Annotated in this window: 21 protein-coding genes; 17 read left to right on the forward strand and 4 right to left on the reverse strand. The window is 74.4% G+C overall.

From position 1 onward, the window contains the following. The first annotated feature begins 14 nt into the window (after window positions 1-14). The 5 genes from ACIQVI_RS25200 to ACIQVI_RS25220 all read left to right on the forward strand — a co-directional run bounded on the left by ACIQVI_RS25200 (window position 15) and on the right by ACIQVI_RS25220 (window position 4075). Window positions 15-701, forward strand: a complete 687-nt coding sequence (locus ACIQVI_RS25200; RefSeq protein WP_121832398.1) for an ABC transporter permease — start codon at window positions 15-17, stop codon at window positions 699-701. Between the two features lies 1 nt (window position 702). Further along, a complete protein-coding gene (locus tag ACIQVI_RS25205) occupies window positions 703-1392 on the forward strand; it encodes an ABC transporter permease (protein ID WP_403599666.1) in 690 nt (229 codons plus the stop codon). Between the two features lie 13 nt (window positions 1393-1405). Continuing rightward, the gene (locus ACIQVI_RS25210) at window positions 1406-2404 is read left to right on the forward strand and encodes an ABC transporter substrate-binding protein (RefSeq protein WP_403599669.1); all 999 of its coding nucleotides are present in this window, start codon (window positions 1406-1408) and stop codon (window positions 2402-2404) included. Window positions 2405-2534: 130 nt separating this feature from the next. Next, the gene (locus tag ACIQVI_RS25215) at window positions 2535-3590 is read left to right on the forward strand and encodes a hypothetical protein (RefSeq protein WP_403599671.1); all 1056 of its coding nucleotides are present in this window, start codon (window positions 2535-2537) and stop codon (window positions 3588-3590) included. Continuing rightward, on the forward strand, window positions 3587-4075 hold the full coding sequence (locus ACIQVI_RS25220; RefSeq protein ID WP_403599674.1) for a GNAT family N-acetyltransferase: 489 nt from the start codon (window positions 3587-3589) through the stop codon (window positions 4073-4075). Before ACIQVI_RS25215 ends, ACIQVI_RS25220 begins: the two co-directional genes overlap by 4 nt. Before the next feature lie 49 nt (window positions 4076-4124). Here the strand turns inward: ACIQVI_RS25220 and ACIQVI_RS25225 are convergent, their stop codons facing one another. Both ACIQVI_RS25225 and ACIQVI_RS25230 read right to left on the reverse strand, forming a co-directional pair. Then, window positions 4125-5267, reverse strand: coding sequence for an NADH-quinone oxidoreductase subunit D (locus ACIQVI_RS25225; protein WP_403599677.1), 1143 nt, complete (start codon window positions 5265-5267; stop codon window positions 4125-4127). A 31-nt stretch (window positions 5268-5298) separates the two neighbouring features. Then, window positions 5299-6360, reverse strand: coding sequence for an SAM-dependent methyltransferase (locus ACIQVI_RS25230; RefSeq protein WP_403599680.1), 1062 nt, complete (start codon window positions 6358-6360; stop codon window positions 5299-5301). Between the two features lie 96 nt (window positions 6361-6456). On the opposite strand from ACIQVI_RS25230, the gene ACIQVI_RS25235 reads away from it, so the two are divergent. Then, window positions 6457-7659, forward strand: a complete 1203-nt coding sequence (locus tag ACIQVI_RS25235) for a sensor histidine kinase (RefSeq protein ID WP_351971755.1) — start codon at window positions 6457-6459, stop codon at window positions 7657-7659. Window positions 7660-7681: 22 nt separating this feature from the next. Beyond that, complete coding sequence (locus ACIQVI_RS25240; RefSeq protein WP_403599684.1) at window positions 7682-8359, forward strand: response regulator; 678 nt, start codon at window positions 7682-7684, stop codon at window positions 8357-8359. A gap of 125 nt (window positions 8360-8484) precedes the next feature. On the opposite strand, the gene ACIQVI_RS25245 is transcribed toward ACIQVI_RS25240, so the two are convergent. Next, complete coding sequence (locus ACIQVI_RS25245; protein ID WP_403599822.1) at window positions 8485-9567, reverse strand: DUF5937 family protein; 1083 nt, start codon at window positions 9565-9567, stop codon at window positions 8485-8487. Window positions 9568-9720: 153 nt separating this feature from the next. On the opposite strand from ACIQVI_RS25245, the gene ACIQVI_RS25250 reads away from it, so the two are divergent. After that, window positions 9721-9939: a hypothetical protein gene (locus ACIQVI_RS25250; RefSeq protein ID WP_403599687.1), complete on the forward strand. Its 219-nt coding sequence runs from the start codon at window positions 9721-9723 to the stop codon at window positions 9937-9939. 99 nt (window positions 9940-10038) lie between these two features. Here the strand turns inward: ACIQVI_RS25250 and ACIQVI_RS25255 are convergent, their stop codons facing one another. Then, window positions 10039-11235 (reverse strand): threonine aldolase family protein, encoded by a 1197-nt coding sequence (locus tag ACIQVI_RS25255; protein ID WP_403599690.1) that lies wholly within the window; start codon window positions 11233-11235, stop codon window positions 10039-10041. Window positions 11236-11360: 125 nt separating this feature from the next. Here ACIQVI_RS25255 and ACIQVI_RS25260 point away from each other — a divergent pair, with 125 nt between their 5' ends. The 9 genes from ACIQVI_RS25260 (at window position 11361) to ACIQVI_RS25300 (ending at window position 19021) form a co-directional block, all read left to right on the forward strand. Further along, entirely contained in the window at window positions 11361-12344 is a 984-nt protein-coding gene (locus ACIQVI_RS25260; protein ID WP_403599693.1) for a Rossmann-like and DUF2520 domain-containing protein, read from the forward strand. After that, entirely contained in the window at window positions 12341-13408 is a 1068-nt protein-coding gene (panC, locus tag ACIQVI_RS25265) for a pantoate--beta-alanine ligase (RefSeq protein WP_403599696.1), read from the forward strand. Before ACIQVI_RS25260 ends, panC begins: the two co-directional genes overlap by 4 nt. Beyond that, the gene (locus tag ACIQVI_RS25270; protein ID WP_403599700.1) at window positions 13405-15087 is read left to right on the forward strand and encodes an L-aspartate oxidase; all 1683 of its coding nucleotides are present in this window, start codon (window positions 13405-13407) and stop codon (window positions 15085-15087) included. The genes panC and ACIQVI_RS25270 overlap by 4 nt, the downstream gene beginning before the upstream one ends. Window positions 15088-15128: 41 nt before the next feature. After that, window positions 15129-16154 (forward strand): carboxylating nicotinate-nucleotide diphosphorylase, encoded by a 1026-nt coding sequence (gene nadC, locus ACIQVI_RS25275; protein WP_351973319.1) that lies wholly within the window; start codon window positions 15129-15131, stop codon window positions 16152-16154. Next, window positions 16154-16960: a type III pantothenate kinase gene (locus ACIQVI_RS25280; protein WP_351973318.1), complete on the forward strand. Its 807-nt coding sequence runs from the start codon at window positions 16154-16156 to the stop codon at window positions 16958-16960. Before nadC ends, ACIQVI_RS25280 begins: the two co-directional genes overlap by 1 nt. A gap of 164 nt (window positions 16961-17124) precedes the next feature. After that, complete coding sequence (locus ACIQVI_RS25285) at window positions 17125-17697, forward strand: hypothetical protein (protein WP_351973325.1); 573 nt, start codon at window positions 17125-17127, stop codon at window positions 17695-17697. Window positions 17698-17711: 14 nt separating this feature from the next. Next, on the forward strand, window positions 17712-17891 hold the full coding sequence (locus ACIQVI_RS25290; protein ID WP_121832322.1) for a hypothetical protein: 180 nt from the start codon (window positions 17712-17714) through the stop codon (window positions 17889-17891). A 140-nt stretch (window positions 17892-18031) separates the two neighbouring features. Next, a complete protein-coding gene (locus ACIQVI_RS25295) occupies window positions 18032-18466 on the forward strand; it encodes a BlaI/MecI/CopY family transcriptional regulator (protein WP_351973317.1) in 435 nt (144 codons plus the stop codon). 9 nt (window positions 18467-18475) lie between these two features. After that, entirely contained in the window at window positions 18476-19021 is a 546-nt protein-coding gene (locus tag ACIQVI_RS25300) for an amino-acid N-acetyltransferase (protein ID WP_121832324.1), read from the forward strand. Window positions 19022-19043: the final 22 nt, after the last annotated feature.

Below are 19043 nucleotides of genomic sequence, written 5' to 3' on the forward strand. Positions count from 1 at the left end.
CGGGGGGAGGGACGATGAGCGCGCCGAACTGTCTGGTCACGAACGACTGGATCTGCGGGGAGTACCTCCGCACCCGCCGCGAGGAGTTGACGGAGGCGCTGCTCCAGCATGTGGGAATCACGGTCGCCTCCGTGCTGATCGCGCTCGTCGTCGCGGTGCCGCTGGCGCTGCTCGTCCGGGCCAGGCCCCGGTTCGCGGGGCCGGTCCTCGGACTGACCACGCTGCTCTACACGGTCCCGTCGCTCGCGATGTTCTCGCTGCTGCTGCCGTTCTTCGGGCTGTCGGCGGCGCTCGTGGTGACCGGCCTCGTGCTGTACGCCCTGACGATCCTCGTGCGGAACGCGCTGGCGGGGCTCGCCGCGGTCCCGGCCGAGACGCGGGAGGCGGCCCGGGGCATGGGGTACGGCTCGCTGCGGCTGCTGTGGGCGGTCGAACTGCCGCTGGCGCTTCCGGTCCTGATGGCCGGCGTGCGGATGGCGACGGTGTCCACGATCGCGCTGACGACGATCGGTTCGGTCGTCGGGCGCGGCGGCCTCGGCAACCTCATCGAGGACGCCCTGCCGACCTTCTTCAAGGCGCAGGTGCTCGCCGCCTCGGTGCTGTGCGTGCTGCTCGCCGTCGTCGCCGACCTGCTCCTCCTGGGCCTCCAGCGGCTCCTGACGCCCTGGGCCCGCATACGGACCGCGCCGGGGGGTGGGTGAGGTGGGGGTCGTGACGGACGCCTGGGGCTGGCTCACCACCGGCGCGCACTGGGCGGGGGACGGCGGCATAGGGCAGCGGCTCGCCGAGCACGTGTACGTGAGCGGGCTCGCGCTCCTGATCGCCGCGGCGCTCGCGCTGCCGCTGGGCCTGTGGCTGGGCCACCTGGGCCGGGGCGGGACGCTCGCGGTGAACGTGTCGAACGTGGGGCGGGCGGTCCCCGTCTTCGCGGTCCTCGCCCTCTTCATGGTGTCGCCCCTGCGGAACGCCGGATACGTGCCGACCGTGGTGGCCCTGGTGCTCTTCGCCGTGCCCCCGCTCCTGACCAACGCGTACGTGGGGGTGCGGGAGGTGGACCGGGCCGCGGTGCGGGCCGCGCGGGGCATGGGGATGACGGGCGGGCAGGTCTTCCTGCGGGTGGAACTGCCGCTGGCCCGGCCGGTGGTGATGACCGGCGTCCGCTCGGCCGCGGTGCAGGTGGTCGCCACGGCCACGGTCGCGGCGATGGTCGGCCAGGGCGGTCTCGGCCGGATCATCACGGCCGGGTTCGCCACGTACGACACGGGGCAGGTGGTGGCGGGCGCGGTGCTCGTGGCCCTGCTCGCCCTCCTGGTGGAGGGCGTGCTCGCCGGTGCCGACCGGCTCCTGTCGGGGCCGGGGCACGCGCGCGTGCCGAAGAACAGAACGATCTGACGAAGCCGAGTGGATGGGTGATCTCGTGAACAGGGTCTCGCGTATCGCGGGCGCGCTGCTGGGTACGGCGGCGCTGACCGCCGCCCTCGCGGCGTGCGGCGGTGACAGCCTGGAGGACGGCAAGAAGAACGGCTCCGGGAGCTCCGGCGGTTCGGGCGGCGGGTCGAAGGGCTCGCTGGTGGTCGGCGCGGCCGCCTTCACCGAGGCCAAGGTCCTCGCCGAGCTGTACGCCCAGTCGCTGCGGGACGCCGGATACTCCGTCTCGATCACCACGGTGAAGAATCGCGAGCTGTACGAGCCTTCCCTGGAGAAGGGCGAGATCGACGTCGTCCCGGAATACGCGGCGACGATCGCGGAATTCCTCAACGCGAAGGTGAACGGGCCGAAGGCGCCCGAGGAGAAGCCGGTCGCCTCGGGCGACGCGGCGGCCACCGTCGAGGCGCTGCGGAAGCTCGCCGAGCCGCGCGGTCTGAAGGTCCTCGCGGTCGGAGAGGCGGTCGACCAGAACGCCTTCGCGGTGTCGAAGGAATTCGCCGAGAAGAACAAGCTGAAGACGCTTTCCGATCTCGGCGCCTCCAAGATCAAGGTGAAGATCGCCGCCGGTGACGAATGCGCTGTGCGCCCCTTCTGCGCCCCCGGTCTGAAGAAGACGTACGGGATCGACGTGGCCGGGATCGACCCCAAGGGCGTCGGCACCCCGCAGGCCAAGCAGGCCGTCAAGGACGGGGTGGACCAGCTGGTCCTGACGACCACCACGGACGCCACGATCGAGAACTACGGGCTCGTCTTCCTCGCCGACGACAAGAAGCTCCAGAACGCCGACAACGTGCTGCCCGTGGTCAACGCCGAGGACGCCGGTTCTCCCGAGATCGCCGCCGCCCTCGACAAGATCACCAAGGTGCTCACCACAGCGGATCTCGCCGAACTCAACCGCAAGGTGGATGCCGAGCGGGCGAAGCCGGAGGACGTCGCCAAGGACTATCTGACGACGAAGGGGCTGCTCAAGAAGTAGGCGCGGGGCGGGGGGAGTCGGCCCGAAACGGAACCGGAACGGTCGATATCCACTTCCGGTGACGAGAAGTGGCCAAGAGATTGCCGGGCCGACCCCCCACATGGCGCCTACGCACGGTAAATTTCAGGCCATGCCACGTGGACGCCACCGCCATTCCCCGCCTCTGCACAAGCTGCTGCCGCCCTCCGCGGTCGCCGGCGCCGCGGTCGTGTGCGCCGCGGCCGCCTGGCTGCCCGGAGACCTGGTGGTCGTACGGCTGCTGACCGCCGCCGCGGCGGCCGCGGCCGTCACCGGCGCCGTCCTCATGCGCAGTTGGGACCGGAGCGCCGGACTGCGCGTCGCCGAGACCGAGCGGGCGCGCGCCGCCGACCAGTGGAAGGCCGAGGAACGCCTCGCCGAACTGGAGTCCGACCTCGACGAGTCCCGCGCGCTGCGCGCCCGGCTCGACGCCAAGCTCCGCGCCAAGCGCGTGGAGCTCGCCGGACTGCGCGGCGAGCACGCCGACCTGCTCCGCCGCTACGCCACCGCCGAGACCGAGCGGGCCAGCGCCCTGGAGGGCCGCCGCGTCCTCGCCCTGGAGAGCGCGGGCCACGGCGACGCCAAGGCCCTCCCGGCCGCCGGCTCCACGCCCACCCCCGAGGCCTTCCGCCGCGCCGCCCGGGCTCTGCGCGACCTCCCGCGCAACGCCGCCGCCCAGCAGGCCCGCCGCACCGCCGAGGCCGCCCGCGCCCGCGACCTGGCCGAGCGCGCCCGGGAGACGGAGGAACCGCAGGGGAAGCACGCGGCGGTCGCCGGGACCGAGCAGCACACCCGGCCGGCCGCCCCCGCCCTCGCGCTCCCGGCCGCCCCCGCCCCCGCCCCCGTGGCGATCGCGGCCGCCATCGTCCCGTACGCCTCCCGCAGGCCCGTCCCGCGTCCCGAGGGCGGCTTCGACTTCTTCGGCACGCAGAAGACGGCCGACGCCATCGAGGCCGTGCAGAACACCGACCTCGCCGACGTCGTGGGCGAGGAGGTCCTGGCCGCCGAGACCGAGCGGACCGGCGCCCCCGCCCTCACCCCCGTCACCGGCCCCGCCCCCGGCACCCCCGTGCCGCCGCGGACGATCGGCCAGGTCATCGACCTGACCGCGCACGACGAGACGGAACAGCTCGACCTGGCGGAGCTGCGCGGGGCCGTGAACTCGTGACGCACCGCCTCGCCGACTTCCCCGCCGGTGAGGTCGCCCGCCGCCGGGACGAACTGCTCGCCCTGTGCGCCCAGGCCTTCTGCGGCGCCCCCTGGCACGAGCCGCCGCTCGGCGCCGTACGGACCGTGGAGCGGCTGCTCGGCTCGGCGGCCGGGCGGCCCGACTTCCGGGCCGTCGCCGCCTTCGGCCCCGACGACGAGCTCCTGGGCTTCGCGGCCGGCTGGACCGACACCGTCCTGACCGGCCGGGAGCCCGCCTTCGAACTCGCCGAACTCGTCGTCGCCCCCGCCCACCAGGGCCTCGGCACCGGCCGCGCCCTCCACGACGCGATCCTCGCGGCCGCCCCGGGCCCGCGGCTCCTGATGACCCTCGACGTACCGGAACTGACGAAGCGGTACGAGCACTGGGGCTGGACCGTCGCCGACCGGCGCACGCCCGGCACGTCGGGACGCGTGTACGCGGTGATGCGCCGCGAGGACGGATAACGCCGGGTCCTACCCGTCGACACGGATAGCGGCGGGTCCTACTTGTCTCCTACTTGTCGATGTCGCCGACGACGAAGAAGAGCGAGCCCAGGATCGCCACCATGTCGGCCACCAGCGTCCCCGGCAGCAACTCGGCGAGCGCCTGGATGTTGTTGAAGGAGGCCGAGCGCAGCTTCAGCCGGTACGGGGTCTTCTCGCCCTTCGACACCAGGTAGTAGCCGTTGACGCCGAGCGGGTTCTCGGTCCACGCGTACGTGTGGCCCTCCGGCGCCTTCAGGACCTTCGGCAGCCGCTGGTTGACCGGCCCCGGCGGCAGCTCCTCCATCCGGTCCAGGCAGGCGTCCGCCAGGTTCAGGGAGTTGTGCGTCTGCTCCAGGAGGCACTCGAACCGGGCCAGGCAGTCGCCCTCCTCCCGCACCGCCACCCGCAGGACGTCCGCCAGCTCCCCGTACGCGAGGTACGGCTCGTCGCGGCGCAGGTCGAAGTCGACGCCCGAGGCGCGGGCGATCGGCCCCGACACCCCGTACGCGTGGACCGCCTCCCGCGACAGGACCCCGATCCCGCGCGTACGGCCCCGGAAGATCTCGTTGCCGAGGACGAGCCGGTCGTACACGTCCATCCGCGACCGCACGTCCACGACGGCCTGCCGCGCCCGACCCGTCCATCCGGCCGGCAGGTCCTCCTTGAGGCCGCCGACCCGGTTGAACATGTAGTGCATCCGGCCGCCGGACGCCTCCTCCATCACCGCCTGGAGCTCCTCGCGCTCCCGGAAGGCGTGGAAGACCGGGGTGATCCCGCCCAGTTCGAGGGGGTACGAGCCGAGGAACATGAGGTGGTTGAGGACCCGGTTCAGCTCGGCGAGGAGCGTACGGGTCCACACCGCGCGCTCCGGGACCTCCATGCCCAGCATCCGCTCGACGGCCATCACCACGCCCAGCTCGCTGGAGAAGGCGGACAGCCAGTCGTGCCGGTTGGCCAGCATGACGATCTGCCGGTAGTCCCGCGCCTCGAAGAGCTTCTCGGCCCCCCGGTGCATGTAGCCGACCACCGGCTCGGCCGACCGGATCACCTCGCCGTCCAGGACGAGCCGGAGCCGGAGCACGCCGTGGGTCGAGGGGTGCTGCGGCCCGATGTTCAGCACCATGTCGGTGCTCTCCGCCGCGCCGCCGATTCCGACCGTCGTCTCCGTCATGCGGCCAGTATCTCCCGTACGGGGCCCGCCCCTAAGGCCCCTCTTCCGGGGGAACCCGCCGGGTCAGCCAGAGGAAGTCCCCGAGGCCGCCCCGGGCGGTCAGCTCGGCGGCCTCGCCGGCCGAGGAGAGGGCCCGGACGTATCCGGCGGGATCGGTCGAGGCGAGCGCGAGCGGCGGCCGGTCCCCGGTCACCCCGAGCCGCCGCAGCGCCTCCCGCTGCGTGACCAGCTCCGGGGCGGCCTCTGCCGGGAACGTGCCTCCGGAAGACGCCTCTCCGGGGAACGCGCCTCCGGAAGACGGCCCTCCGGAGGACCCCCCTCCCACGGCCGCCGCGCACGCGTCGAGCGCCACGTGGGACGTCAGGTCGCGGGAGCCGTCCGGGACCGGCGGGACCTCGCGGCCCGCGCGGAAGCCGGTCAGGGAGCCGAAGGGCGGCCGGGAGCCCCGTACGTGCGCGTAGTCCACGGCCACCGCGCGGCCCGCCGCCAGGGACGCCACCGCCGACGCCCAGGCCTCGTCGCGGGGCCGCCCGATCTCGGCCCGCGCCCCGGGCTCCCGCAGCGGCCACCAGCGCTCCAGCCACTCCGCGTCCGCGCCGGAAACGGGCCCGCCGAGCCGTTCCGCGCCGTCCGCGCGCACCTCCACGTACCGGACCGTGCCCGCCGCGTCCGCCTCGGCCACGTCCACCGGCACGTTGTCCAGCCACTCGTTCGCGAAGAGCAGCCCCCGCGCCCCGCGCGGCGGCCGGTCCGTCCACACCACCCGGGGGTCGAGCCCGTCCGGGCGGGCGGCGCGCTCGACCCCGTACGCCCGGACCGCGAGCCCGCTCCCGGCGGTCGCCGCCAGCACCCCCGCGAGCAGCTCCCCGCGCCCCGCGCCCACGTCCACGAAGTCGACCCCGTCCGTCCCCAGCTCCTCCGCGACCTCGCCGAGGAGCCGGGCCACGGCCCCCGCGAAGAGCGGGGAGGCGTGCACCGAGGTGCGGAAGTGCCCGGCGGGTCCCTCGGGCCGCAGGAAGAAGCCCCCCGGGCCGTACAGCGCCCGCTCCGTGGCCTCCCGCCACCCCCGCCACCGCCGCGTCTCGTCCGTCACGTGCCCCAGTCTCCACCTCGGGGAGTACGGTCTCCGACGCAAGGATCGCCCCCGCGGTTGATCCCTGAACCTTTCCCCTTCCCTACGCTGGGTGACGTGCAGCGCCTCTACGACTTCCTCCGCAGACACCCGACGGGCGTCGACACCTTCTGGGCCGTCGTCCTCTTCGGGTTGTCCCTGCTGTGGGTGGCGAGTTCCGTGACGACGTTCGGCCATCCCGTCGCGTACGCGATCGTCGCCGCGCTCTTCTCGCTGGTCGTGGCCCTTCGCCGGCGGGCCCCCGAGAAGATGCTGCTGCTCTCGGTCGCCCTCGGCGTCGCCCAGCTGGCGCTCGACCTGACGCCGTTCCTGGCCGACTTCGCCATGTTCGTGATCGTCTACACGGTCGCGGTGCACGACGGACCGCGCTGGGCGTCCCGGCTCGCCCTCGTCGGCGGACTGAGCGCCGCCACGCTCTCCCAGCTCAGATGGCCGATGGAGGAGCCCTCCTCCGGTGCCGCCCGGGTCTTCTTCACGATCTTCATGACCGTGCCGTTCGCCCTCGCCTGGGTCCTCGGGGACTCCCTGCGCACCCGCCGCGCCTACTTCGCGCAGCTGGAGGAGCGGGCCTCCCGCCTGGAGCGGGAGCGCGAGGCCCAGGCCAAGGTCGCGGTCGCCGCCGAGCGGGCCAGGATCGCCCGCGAGCTGCACGACGTCGTCGCGCACAACGTGTCGGTGATGGTGGTCCAGGCCGACGGCGCCGCCTACGTCATGGACTCCTCCCCGGAGACCGCGAAGCAGGCCCTGGAGACCATCTCCACCACCGGCCGGCAGGCGCTCGCCGAGATGCGCAGGCTCCTCGGCATCCTGCGCACCGGGGAGCATCAGGAGGCCGGGGAGTACGTGCCGCAGCCCGACGTGGGCCAGATCGAGGACCTCGTCGAGCAGGTCAGGGTCGCCGGCCTCACCGTCGACTTCGCGATCGAGGGGAGCCCCCGCCCGCTGCCCAGCGGCGTCGAGCTCACCGCGTACCGGATCGTGCAGGAGGCCCTCACCAACACCCGCAAGCACGGCGGGCCGGACGCGGGCGCCAGCGTCCGGCTGGTCTACTTCGACGACGGCCTCGGGCTGCTCGTCGAGGACGACGGCCGGGGCGCGCCGCAGGAGATGTACGAGGACGGGGGAGCCGACGGGCGGGGGCACGGCCTGATCGGCATGAGGGAGCGGGTCGGCATGGTCGGCGGCACCCTGGACGCGGGCCCGCGTCCGGGGGGAGGCTTCCGGATCAGCGCCCTGCTCCCGCTCAAACCCGCCCACTGACGACCCGTAAGGAATCCCCCTGATGTCCATCCGCGTGATGCTCGTCGACGACCAGGTGCTGCTGCGCACCGGTTTCCGCATGGTGCTGGCCGCCCAGCCGGACATGGAGGTCGTGGCCGAGGCGGGCGACGGCGCCGAGGCCCTGGAGGTGCTGCGGTCCACGGAGGTCGACGTCGTCCTGATGGACGTGCGGATGCCGCGCCTCGACGGGGTGGAGGCGACCCGGCGGATCTGCGCGCAGCCGAATCCGCCGAAGGTCCTGATCCTGACCACCTTCGACCTCGACGAGTACGCGTTCTCCGGCCTGAAGGCGGGGGCGAGCGGCTTCATGCTGAAGGACGTGCCGCCGGGGGAGCTGCTCGGCGCGATCCGCTCGGTGCACAGCGGGGACGCCGTGGTGGCGCCCTCGACCACCCGCCGTCTCCTCGACCGCTTCTCGCCGCTGCTGCCGTCCACCGGCAAGGAGCCCGAGCGCAAGGAGCTGGGGCGCCTGACGGACCGGGAGCGGGAGGTGATGATGCTGGTCGCGCAGGGCCTGTCGAACGGCGAGATCGCCGCCCGGCTCGTCCTCTCCGAGGCGACGGTCAAGACGCACGTGGGCCGCATCCTGACCAAGCTGGGGCTGCGCGACCGGGTCCAGGTCGTGGTCCTCGCGTACGAGTCGGGTCTGGTGCGGGCCGGGGGCGGCGGGGCGGCGTAGTTAGGGCTGCGGCTTCCCTTACGGGGGCGGGGTGCTGCTTTTTTTGGATAGCGCCGCTCGCTGCCGAGGCACCGCTTTTGGGGAGCGCCGCTCACTGTCGTATCGCCGCTGGATAGCGCCGCTCGCTATCGCAGCACCGACTCCAGGAAGTCGCTTCCGAGGCGGGCGGTGACGGCCACGTCGAGCTGGTGCAGGACGTACCGGCCGCGCCGCTGGGTGGTGACCAGACCGGCCTTCTTCATGACCGCGAGGTGGCGGGAGACCTCGGGCGGGGTGATGCCGTACGCGTCGGCCAGCTCGCTCGTCGTGTACGCGCCCCGGGCCAGGCTGCGGCAGAGCCGCATCCGCATCGGGTGGGCGACCGCCTCCAGGCGCAGCTTGACCGCCTCCACGGGGGCGCCGCCGCCGAGGTCGCGAGTGGGCACGGGGTACTGGACCACCGGCTGCCAGCCGGGCGCGTGCAGTGCGAAGAGGTGCGGCCAGCCGAAGGCGGTCGGCAGGAACGTCACGCCGGTGCCCCCGGCGTCGGTACGGCCCTGGACCAGCTTGTCGACGACGATCCGGGAGCCGTGCTCGTCCTCCTCCAGGACCATCGCGGAGGAGGCGTCGGCGACGGCCTCGGCCAGGCCCCGGTGCCGCATCAGCTCGGTCTTGTGGCGGGCGTCGGCGGCGAGCTGGACCCGGACGCGGCGCCAGGTGTCGGCGAAGAACGCCTCGTCGCAGTCCTCCAGGAGCCGCCGGACCCACGCACGCGTGCCGGGCGGGTCCGCGAGCATCCGCTCCACGAAGGCGGCCTGGCGCGGGCCGCGCGCGGCGGCCAGGTCGAGGGCGCGGCGGCGCATCCGGTCGTCCACGAGCGGCGACGGGGCTCCGTGCGTGTAGTGGCTGGCGCAGGAGATCTCCAGGGCCGCGCCCACGTACTTCTCGTCGTCCATCCGGTCGAGGTCGTCCAGCTCCTCGGCGAGGGTCTCGCGGGGGCGGGCGGGCAGCAGGACGTCGGACCGGGTGGAGCGCCACATGAAATCGGCCTCGTGGAGCCGGTCCGCGAGCTCGGGCTTCAGCGCGGCGGCCGTGGTGGTGGTCCAGGCGTGCAGCCGGGCGTGGTGCGCGGGCTCGGCCAGGGCGTGCAGGGCGGCGCCCAGCTCGGCCAGCGGCGAGGGGCAGAAGGAGATCCGCTCGCGCGGCAGTCCGGTGATGTCGATGGTCACGCTCACCCGACCATGGTGCGGGGTGGGGCGGGGGCGGTGTCGCGCCGATTGACGGGAGCCGTCAACCGACGCCCGCGGACGGGTCCGGCCGCCGTTTGACGGGGCTCGTCAAACGGCGGGCCGGGGCGCCGGGGAGCGGCGCACGGTGGGGGCATGAACGCGCTGCACCAGTACCTCTTCGACACCTACCGCGCCGCCGCGATCGGGGAGCCGCCGCCCCCGGCGCCCGGCACCCACGACGTCGCCGTCCTGCGGGCGGTCCGCGACCGGCGCCGCTTCGAACGGGTCCTCGCGGGGCGCCCGGCCGGGGGCGGCTTCCGGAGGGCCCTGCGCCGCTGGGGACGCTCCGGGGGCCGCCGTCCGGCGTGCTGAGAGACGCCGGTCGGCCCCTGGGACCGGTCCCGGCGTGCCGAGGCTCCGGTCAGTCCCTCGGTCCCGGCCCCGGCGTGCGAGGGCTCCCGTCAGCTCCCGTCAGCCCCCGCCCCCCGGCAGCCGCGACAGGAAGTCCCGTGCCGCCTCCCGTACGTCCTCCGCCGTCCACTCCAGGCCCGGCCCCGCCACCGTCAGCTCGGTCAGGGCGACGCCCGGCGGGCCGCCCGGGCCCGGGGCGGACCAGCGGCGGAAGAGGACGGTGCCGGTGGCCTCCGTCTGGGCGAGGGCCGCGGCCGTCAGGACCTCGGGGGCGTACGGCAGCCAGACCCGGAACTGGTGGGTGTGCGGGATCTCGGGGTGGACCCGGAACCAGCCCGTGCCCGCCTCCGCGAACGCCTCCCGGAGCGCACCGGCCACCACGCGCGCGTGGGCCGTGTACGCGGGCAGCCGGGGCAGCTCGACGTCCAGGCCCCGGAGCGCGGAGAGCGCCGCCGGGTACTGCTGGAAGACCTGCCCTCCGTACCGGTGCCGCCAGACCCGGGCCTCCTCCATGACGTCCTCGGGCCCGGCGAGCGCGGCCCCCGACTGGCCGCCGAGGGACTTGTAGAACGACACGTAGACGCTGTCGGCGAGCCCCGCGATCTCCGCGAGCCCCCGGCCGAGGTGCGTCGGGCACTCCCACAGGCGCGCCCCGTCGAAGTGGACGACGGCGTCCCGCTCCCGGGCCGCCTCCACCACCTCCACCAGCTCCTCCCAGGCGGGCAGCACGAAGCCGGCGTCCCGCAGCGGCAGCTCCAGCATCAGCGTCCCGAACGGCTCCGGGTGGTCCCGCACCTCCTCGGCCGTCGGCAGCCGGGGCGCGTCGGTGGGGTGCGTGGTCCGGAGCCCGGAGACGGCCCCGAGCGCCCCGCCCTCGTGGACCTCCGGGTGGGCGAGCGGGTGGAGGGCGACGACGGGGCTGCCGGTGCGCCCGGCCCAGCAGCGCAGCGCCACCTGCTGGGCCATGGTGCCGGTCGGGAAGAAGACGGCGGCGGGCAGGCCCAGCTCCTCGGCGACCCGCCGCTCCAGGGTCTCCACCGGGCCGTCGCCGTACGCGTCGGGCACCGCCCCGCCGTATCCGGCGGCCTCCGCCCACCCGGCCAGCTCCCGCAGCCGCTCCCCGACCGTGCCGTCCGCGGCGGAGTGCCACAGCTTCCGGCGGGCACCGCCCCAGACCTCCGCCCGGTGGAGCCGGGCCGCCTCCTCGTCGGCGATGTCCCCCGGACGCGTCGTGTCAGCGGTTTCCACAGGTTCCATGGGTCGATCATCACATCACCGCCCACAGCCTGTGGACAGCCACGGAAGGGCGGTCTTCGCTGGCGTAGCATGACCAGAAATCGTCCGGTACCCGCCGAGGACTGGAACGGAAGGCCGTCCCCACCGTGAACGCACCAGCAGCGCCAGAGCCCCGCGCCGAGGACCGACCCGCCCGGCTCACCGTCGGAGTCGTCGGCGCCGGACGGGTGGGCCCCGCCCTCGCCGCCTCCCTCCGGCTCGCGGGACACCGTCCCGTCGCCGTCTCGGCGGTCTCCGACGCCTCGCGCCGCCGCGCCGCCGCGCTCCTGCCGGACGTGCCGGTCGTGGAGCCCGCGCGCGTCCTCGCCCTCGCGGACCTGGTCCTGCTCACCGTCCCGGACGACGCCCTGCCCGGCCTGGTCGAGGGCCTCGCGGACACCGGGGCCGTACGGCCGGGGCAGCTGATCGCGCACACCTCCGGGCGGTACGGGGCGCGGGTCCTCGACCCCGCCCGCCGGGCCGGTGCCCTGCCGCTCGCCCTGCACCCCGCCATGACCTTCACCGGCACCGCCGTCGACGTGCAGCGGCTCGCCGGGTGCTCCTTCGGGGTGACCGCGCCCGAGGAGCTGCGGCTCGCCGCCGAGGCGCTGGTGATCGAGATGGGCGGCGAGCCCGAGTGGATCGCCGAGGAGGCCCGCCCGCTCTACCACGCGGCCCTCGCCCTCGGCGCGAACCACCTGGTCACCCTGGTGGCCCAGTCGATGGAGCTGCTCCACAAGGCCGGGGTCGCCGCCCCCGACCGGATGCTCGGCCCCCTCCTGGGCGCCGCCCTGGACAACGCGCTGCGGTCCGGGGACGCGGCCCTGACCGGCCCGGTCGCGCGCGGGGACGCCGGAACGGTCGCCGCTCACGTGGCCGAGCTGCGCAAGCACGCGCCCGGTACCGTCACCGGTTACCTGGCGATGGCCCGGACGACCGCCGACCGGGCGCTCGCGCACGGCCTGCTCAAGCCCGAGCTGGCCGAGGACCTGCTGGGGGTGCTCGCCGAGGCCCCGTCGGCCGCGCCCGGCACGACCGGCACGACCGGCACCACCGGACCCGCCGACGGGCCGCAAGGAGACGACCGATGAGCCTGCCCGCCCGCGAGCCCGCCGCGCTGGTCCCCACCGCCCGGGACCTCCGGGACGCCGTCGCGCGGCACGGTGCGCCCGGGCGCAACGCGGTGGTCATGACCATGGGCGCGCTCCACGAGGGCCACGCCACCCTGATCCGCGCCGCACGCGCGCGCGTGGGGGCGGACGGCTTCGTCGTCGTCACCGTCTTCGTCAACCCGCTCCAGTTCGGCGCGGGCGAGGACCTCGACCGCTACCCGCGCACCCTGGACGCCGACCTGGAACTCGCCTTCGGCGCGGGTGCGAGCGTCGTCTTCGCGCCCTCCGCGGACGAGGTCTACCCGGGCGGCGAGCCGCAGGTCCGGATCACCGCGGGCCCCATGGGCGAGCGGCTCGAAGGCGCCTCCCGGCCCGGCCACTTCGACGGCATGTTGACCGTCGTCGCCAAGCTGCTCCACCTCACCGCCCCCGACCTGGCCCTCTTCGGCCAGAAGGACGCCCAGCAGCTGGCCCTGATCCGGCGCATGGTCCGGGACCTGAACTTCCCGGTCGAGGTCGTCGGCGTGGAGACCGTCCGCGAGGACGACGGCCTGGCCCTCTCCAGCCGCAACCGCTATCTGTCGGCCGGGGAGCGCCGCACCGCCCTGGCGCTGTCCCGCGCGCTGTTCGCCGGCCGGGAGCGGCTCGCCGCCCAGGAGGCGCTGCGCGCGCGTGCCGACGCCCTGCCGAACGGACGGGACCGGGCCGAGAACCGGGCCGAGGCGCTCTCCCGGCTCGGCGAGGCCCGGGCCGCCGCCGACGCCCACGCGGTCGCGCAGGCCGCCGAGTGCGGCGGCCCCGGAGCCGTACGCGCCGCCGCCCGCGCGATCCTCGACGAGGCGGCCCAGGCGGAGCCGCCGCTCACCCTGGACTACCTGGCCCTCGTGGACCCGGCCGACTTCACCGAGGTCGCCGACGACCACGACGGCGACGCGGTCCTCGCCGTCGCCGCGCGCGTGGGCACCACGCGCCTCATCGACAACATCCCCCTGAGCTTCGGGCCCCCGAGCCCCGAAACCCCGACCCTCGGAGCCACCAAGTGACCGGAATACGGCTGCACGCCCCCGCACCGGGCTGGGCCATCGACGCCGACGTCGTGGTGGTCGGCTCCGGTGTCGCCGGCCTCACCGCCGCCCTGCGCTGCACCGCCGCCGGGCTCCGTACGGTCGTGGTCACCAAGGCCCGGCTCGACGACGGCTCCACCCGCTGGGCCCAGGGCGGCATCGCCGCCGCGCTCGGCGAGGGCGACACCCCCGAGCAGCACCTCGACGACACCCTCGTCGCGGGCGCCGGGCTCTGCGACGAGCGGGCCGTGCGGACCCTCGTCACCGAGGGCCCCGACGCCGTCCGCCGGCTCATCGAGACCGGCGCCGACTTCGACAAGACCTCCGAGGGCGAGATCGCGCTGACCCGCGAGGGCGGCCACCACCGGCGCCGGATCGCCCACGCGGGCGGCGACGCGACCGGCGCCGAGATCTCCCGCGCCCTGGTCGAGGCGATACGCGACCGGGGCGTGCGCACGATCGAGCACGCCCTCGTCCTGGACCTCCTCACGGACACCGAGGGCCGTACGGCGGGCGTGACCCTGCACGTCATGGGCGAGGGCCGGCACGACGGCGTCGGCGCGGTCCACGCGCCCGCGGTCGTCCTCGCCACCGGCGGCATGGGCCAGGTCTTCTCGGCCACCACCAACCCGGCGGTCTCCACCGGCGACGGCGTGGCCCTCGCGCTGCGCGCCGGGGCCGAGGTCTCCGACCTGGAGTTCGTCCAGTTCCACCCGACCGTGCTCTTCCTCGGCGCGGGCGCCGAGGGCCAGCAGCCGCTGGTCTCCGAGGCGGTACGGGGGGAGGGCGCGCACCTGGTCGACGCGGACGGGGTCCGCTTCATGCTCGGGCAGCACGAGCTGGCCGAGCTGGCGCCCCGGGACGTCGTCGCCAAGGCGATCACGCGCCGGATGCAGGAGCACGGCACCGAGCACATGTACCTCGACGCCCGGCACTTCGGGGCGGAGATGTGGGAGCGGCGCTTCCCGACGATCCTGGCCGCCTGCCGCGCCCACGGCATCGACCCGGTGACCGAGCCGATCCCGGTGGCCCCGGCCGCCCACTACGCCTCCGGCGGCGTCCGCACCGACCTGCGGGGCCGGACCACCGTCCCCGGCCTGTACGCGTGCGGAGAGGTGGCCTGCACGGGCGTCCACGGCGCCAACCGGCTCGCCTCGAACTCGCTCCTGGAGGGCCTGGTCTTCGCCGAGCGGATCGTGGAGGACGTCGTGGCGGCCGCCCCGCGCGCGGCGGGCGCCCCGGTGCCGCACCCGGCCCCGGTGACCCTGCCGCTGCCGGGGACGGACGCCCGGACCCGCATCCAGCGGATCATGACGAACGGCGCCGGGGTGCTGCGCTCGGAGGCCAGCCTGCGGGAGGCCGCCGACGCCCTCGACGCGCTGCACGAGGAGGCCGTGGCGGGCGGCACCGACGACAGCAAGGCCGCCGAGCCGGGGGTGGACTCCTGGGAGACCACCAACCTGCTGTGCGTCGCCCGGGTCCTGGTCGCCGCCGCCCGCCGCCGCGAGGAGACCCGCGGCTGCCACTGGCGCGAGGACCGCCCGGAGCGCGACGACGCGCACTGGCGCCGGCACCTCGTCGTACGCCTGACGCCGGAGCGGACGCTCGACGTCCGCACGACCGACACGTACGACTTCCCCGCCACCGTCACCGCCTGACCCTTCCTTCCCCCACCGTCGACGCCCCCAGGGAGCCGTAAGTGAGCACGCCCGAGGAATCCCGTCCCGAGCCCGTGGACGTCCCCCTCATCCAGATCAGCGCCCCCGGTGCGGCCGCCGAGGAGGCCGGCGGCTGCGGCGACGGCTGCGGCTGCGGCGGCGGCGAGGAGTTCGAGTGCGGGCTCGACCCGGCGCTCGCCGGGCTGCTCGCCGACGCCGGCCTCGACCCGGTCCAGGTGGAGGACGTCGCCCACCTGGCGATCGCGGAGGACCTCGACGGCGGGGTCGACGTGACGACCGTGGCGACCGTCCCCGAGGAGGCCGTCGCCACCGCCGACTTCACCGCCCGCGAGGCCGGCGTGGTGGCCGGCCTGCGGGTCGCGGAGGCGGTCCTGTCGATCGTCTGCACCGACGAGTTCGAGGTCGAGCGGCACGTCGAGGACGGCGAGCGCGTCGAGGCCGGGCAGACGCTCCTGAGCGTCACCGCCCGCACCCGCGACCTGCTCACCGGCGAGCGCAGCGCGCTCAACATCCTGTGCCGCCTCTCCGGCATCGCCACCGCCACGCGCGCGTGGGCGGACGCCCTGGAGGGCACGAGGGCGAAGGTCCGCGACACCCGCAAGACGACGCCGGGCCTGCGCGCCCTGGAGAAGTACGCGGTCCGCTGCGGCGGCGGCGTCAACCACCGGATGTCGCTGTCGGACGCGGCCCTGGTGAAGGACAACCACGTGGTGGCGGCCGGCGGCGTGGCCGAGGCCTTCAAGGCCGTGCGCGAGCTGTTCCCCGAGGTGCCGATCGAGGTCGAGGTCGACACGATGCACCAGGTCCGCGAGGTCCTGGACGCGGGCGCCGACCTGATCCTGCTGGACAACTTCACCCCGGCCGAGACCGAGGAGGCCGTGGCGCTCGTCGCGGGCCGCGCCGTCCTGGAGTCCTCGGGCCGCCTCACCCTGGAGAACGCGGCGGCGTACGCGGCGACCGGCGTCGACTACCTGGCGGTCGGCGGCCTCACCCACTCCTCCCCGATCCTCGACATCGGCCTCGACCTGCGCGAGGTGCGGGCCTGATGCTGCTCACCATCGACGTCGGCAACACGCACACGGTCCTCGGCCTCTTCGACGGGGACGAGATCGTCGAGCACTGGCGGATCTCCACGGATCCGCGCAGGACCGCCGACGAGATGGCGGTCCTGCTCCAGGGCCTGATGGGTATGCACCCGCTGCTCGGCGTCGAGCTGAGCGACGGCATCGAGGGGATCGCGATCTGCGCGACGGTCCCCTCGGTCCTGCACGAGCTGCGGGAGGTCACCCGCCGGTACTACGGGGACGTGCCGGCGGTCCTGGTGGAGCCGGGCGTCAAGACGGGCGTCCCGGTCATCACCGACAACCCGAAGGAGGTCGGCGCGGACCGCGTCATCAACGCGGCCGCGGCGGTCGAGCTGTACGGCGGCCCGGCGATCGTCGTCGACTTCGGCACGGCGACGACGTACGACGCGGTCACCGCGCGCGGCGAGTACGCGGGCGGGGCGATCGCGCCGGGCATCGAGATCTCGGTGGAGGCGCTGGGCGTGCGCGGGGCGATGCTCCGCAAGATCGAGCTGGCCCGCCCGCGGAACGTGATCGGCAAGAACACGGTCGAGGCGATGCAGTCGGGCATCATCTACGGCTACGCGGGCCAGGTCGACGGCGTGGTGGCCCGGATGAAGCGCGAGCTGGTCGGCCCCAAGGGCGACCCCTCCGACGTGACCGTGATCGCGACGGGCGGCCTGGCCCCCATGGTCCTCGGCGAGTCCACCGAGATCGACGAGCACGAGCCCTGGCTGACCCTGATCGGCCTGCGCCTGGTGTACGAGCGGAACGTCTCGCGCATGTAGGACCCGTACGGCCGCCCCTCCCGGAGAGGGGCGGCCGACACGGACGGAGGGCCCGGACCGCCGAACGGCTGCCGACCGGCGCGCCGTAATGATCCCTAAGCGAAAATTGTCCGATTAGCGCGTACCGTCGGCCCATGCCCACGCCATACGGATCCCGTGGCGGCATGGCGTTCAGCGCGGACGAGCTGCGTGTGCTCCGCCGCGCCCTTGCCATCGCCCTTCACCCCGCCCCCCTCCAGGACGAGGACGTCCAGGACTGCCTGCGCCTGGCCGAATCCGTGGACGAGGCGGTGTGCGAGGCCGGCCGGCTGCGCGCCTTCCTCCTCGCCGACCTGGCCCGCTACCGCGAGGCCCTGCCGGGCTCCCTCAGCGGCTACCTGGAGCTCCTCCGGGACGCGCTGGCCGCCGGGTACGACCCCGGGGCCGACGACCTCGCCGCCCTGCGCGCGCTGCGCCGCAACCCCGCGGCCGCCGAGCTGCTCGCCCGCTGCCAGGGCCTCGCCGAACGCTCCGTACGCGCGCGCCTGGCCCGGGTCGTCCAGGCCACCGCCCCCGCGGCCGACCGCGCCCCCAGGGCCCGGCTGCTCGCCCTGCCCGGCGGCCGCACGGCGGCCGACGAGCCCAAGCCGAACCCGCCCGCCCCGACGGAGCGCCCGGTGCCCAAGCCCTCCGAGGTGTTCCCGCCGCGCCGGAGGCCCGTTCCGCCGCCCCCGCCCGAGGAGCGGGCCGCCGGATAGCTACCCTGGTCGCCATGGACTACGTATCCGCGCTCCTGCCCCCCGTCGTGATGGCCGCGTTCTTCATCGCCCTCGTCGTCACGATCGTCAAGAGCCAGGGCGGCCCGAACAAGGCCAAGGAGGACGCGGCCGTCGACGCCGCCCTCGCCCGCGCCGAGGCCACCCGCCAGCCGGGCGGTCCCGCCGCCTCCTGACCCCGTCGGGGTCCGCGTCACCGGGGACGTACGGCCTTTACGGGGCCGTGCGTCCTTTTTGTTCGCCCCCGCGCCCGGTTCTGCCCGGTTTCCTGCCGTCAATCGACGCTTCGCTGCGTTTTGCGCACTATGGTGGCGCTGTGCCCCGTCCTTTGGGAGAGCTCGAAGACGCCGTCATGACGCGCGTATGGCAATGGAACCGCCCGGTGACCGTCCGGGAAGTTCTGGAGGACCTCCAGCAGGAACGGTCCATCGCCTACACCACCGTCATGACCGTCATGGACAATCTCCACCAGAAGGGCTGGGTCCGCCGGGAGGTCGAAGGCCGCGCCTATCGGTATACGGCGGTCTCCACCCGCGCCGCCTACGCGGCCGCGCTGATGAACGAGGCGTGGAGCCGGAGCGACAATCCCGCCGCCGCCCTCGTCGCCTTCTTCGGCATGATGTCGCCGGACCAGCGCGACGCCCTCGACGACGCCGTCCGGATCGTCCAGCGCGACACCCCGCTCCCGTCCCCCGCCCCGCCCGCCCCGCGCGAAGAGGCCGGAGGGGAAACCGGGCCCGAGGAGCGATAGCGTCCCCCCATGTCGCCGTCTGTCTCCCCGGCCGCTTCCCCGGCCTCCGCCAAAGCCGTCACCGTACGCAGGGCCCGCACCGGCGATGTCGCCGCGATCCGCCGGCTCGTCGATCCTTTCGTCCGGCGCGGGATCCTCCTCGACAAGGCGACCGTGACGCTTTACGAGTCCATCCAGGAGTTCTGGGTGGCGGAACGCGACGAGGACGCCGTCGTCGTCGGCTGCGGCGCACTCCACGTGATGTGGGAAGACCTCGCCGAAGTGCGCACTCTCGCCGTCGATCCCGAGTTCAGGGGAGCCGGCGTCGGACATCAGGTGCTCGACAAGTTGTTGCACACCGCCCGATGGCTCGGGGTGCGGCGGGTATTCTGCCTGACCTTCGAAGTCGACTTCTTCACGAAGCACGGCTTCGCCGAGATCGGCGAGACCCCGGTCGACGGAGATGTCTACAGCGAGCTCCTGCGTTCCTATGACGAGGGAGTCGCGGAGTTCCTCGGTCTCGAACGAGTGAAGCCGAACACCTTGGGCAACAGCCGGATGCTTCTGCACCTCTGACCCGGAAGCGGACCGAACCGAT

The organism is Streptomyces sp. NPDC098101 (assembly GCF_044760185.1).
GTDB lineage: Bacteria > Actinomycetota > Actinomycetes > Streptomycetales > Streptomycetaceae > Streptomyces.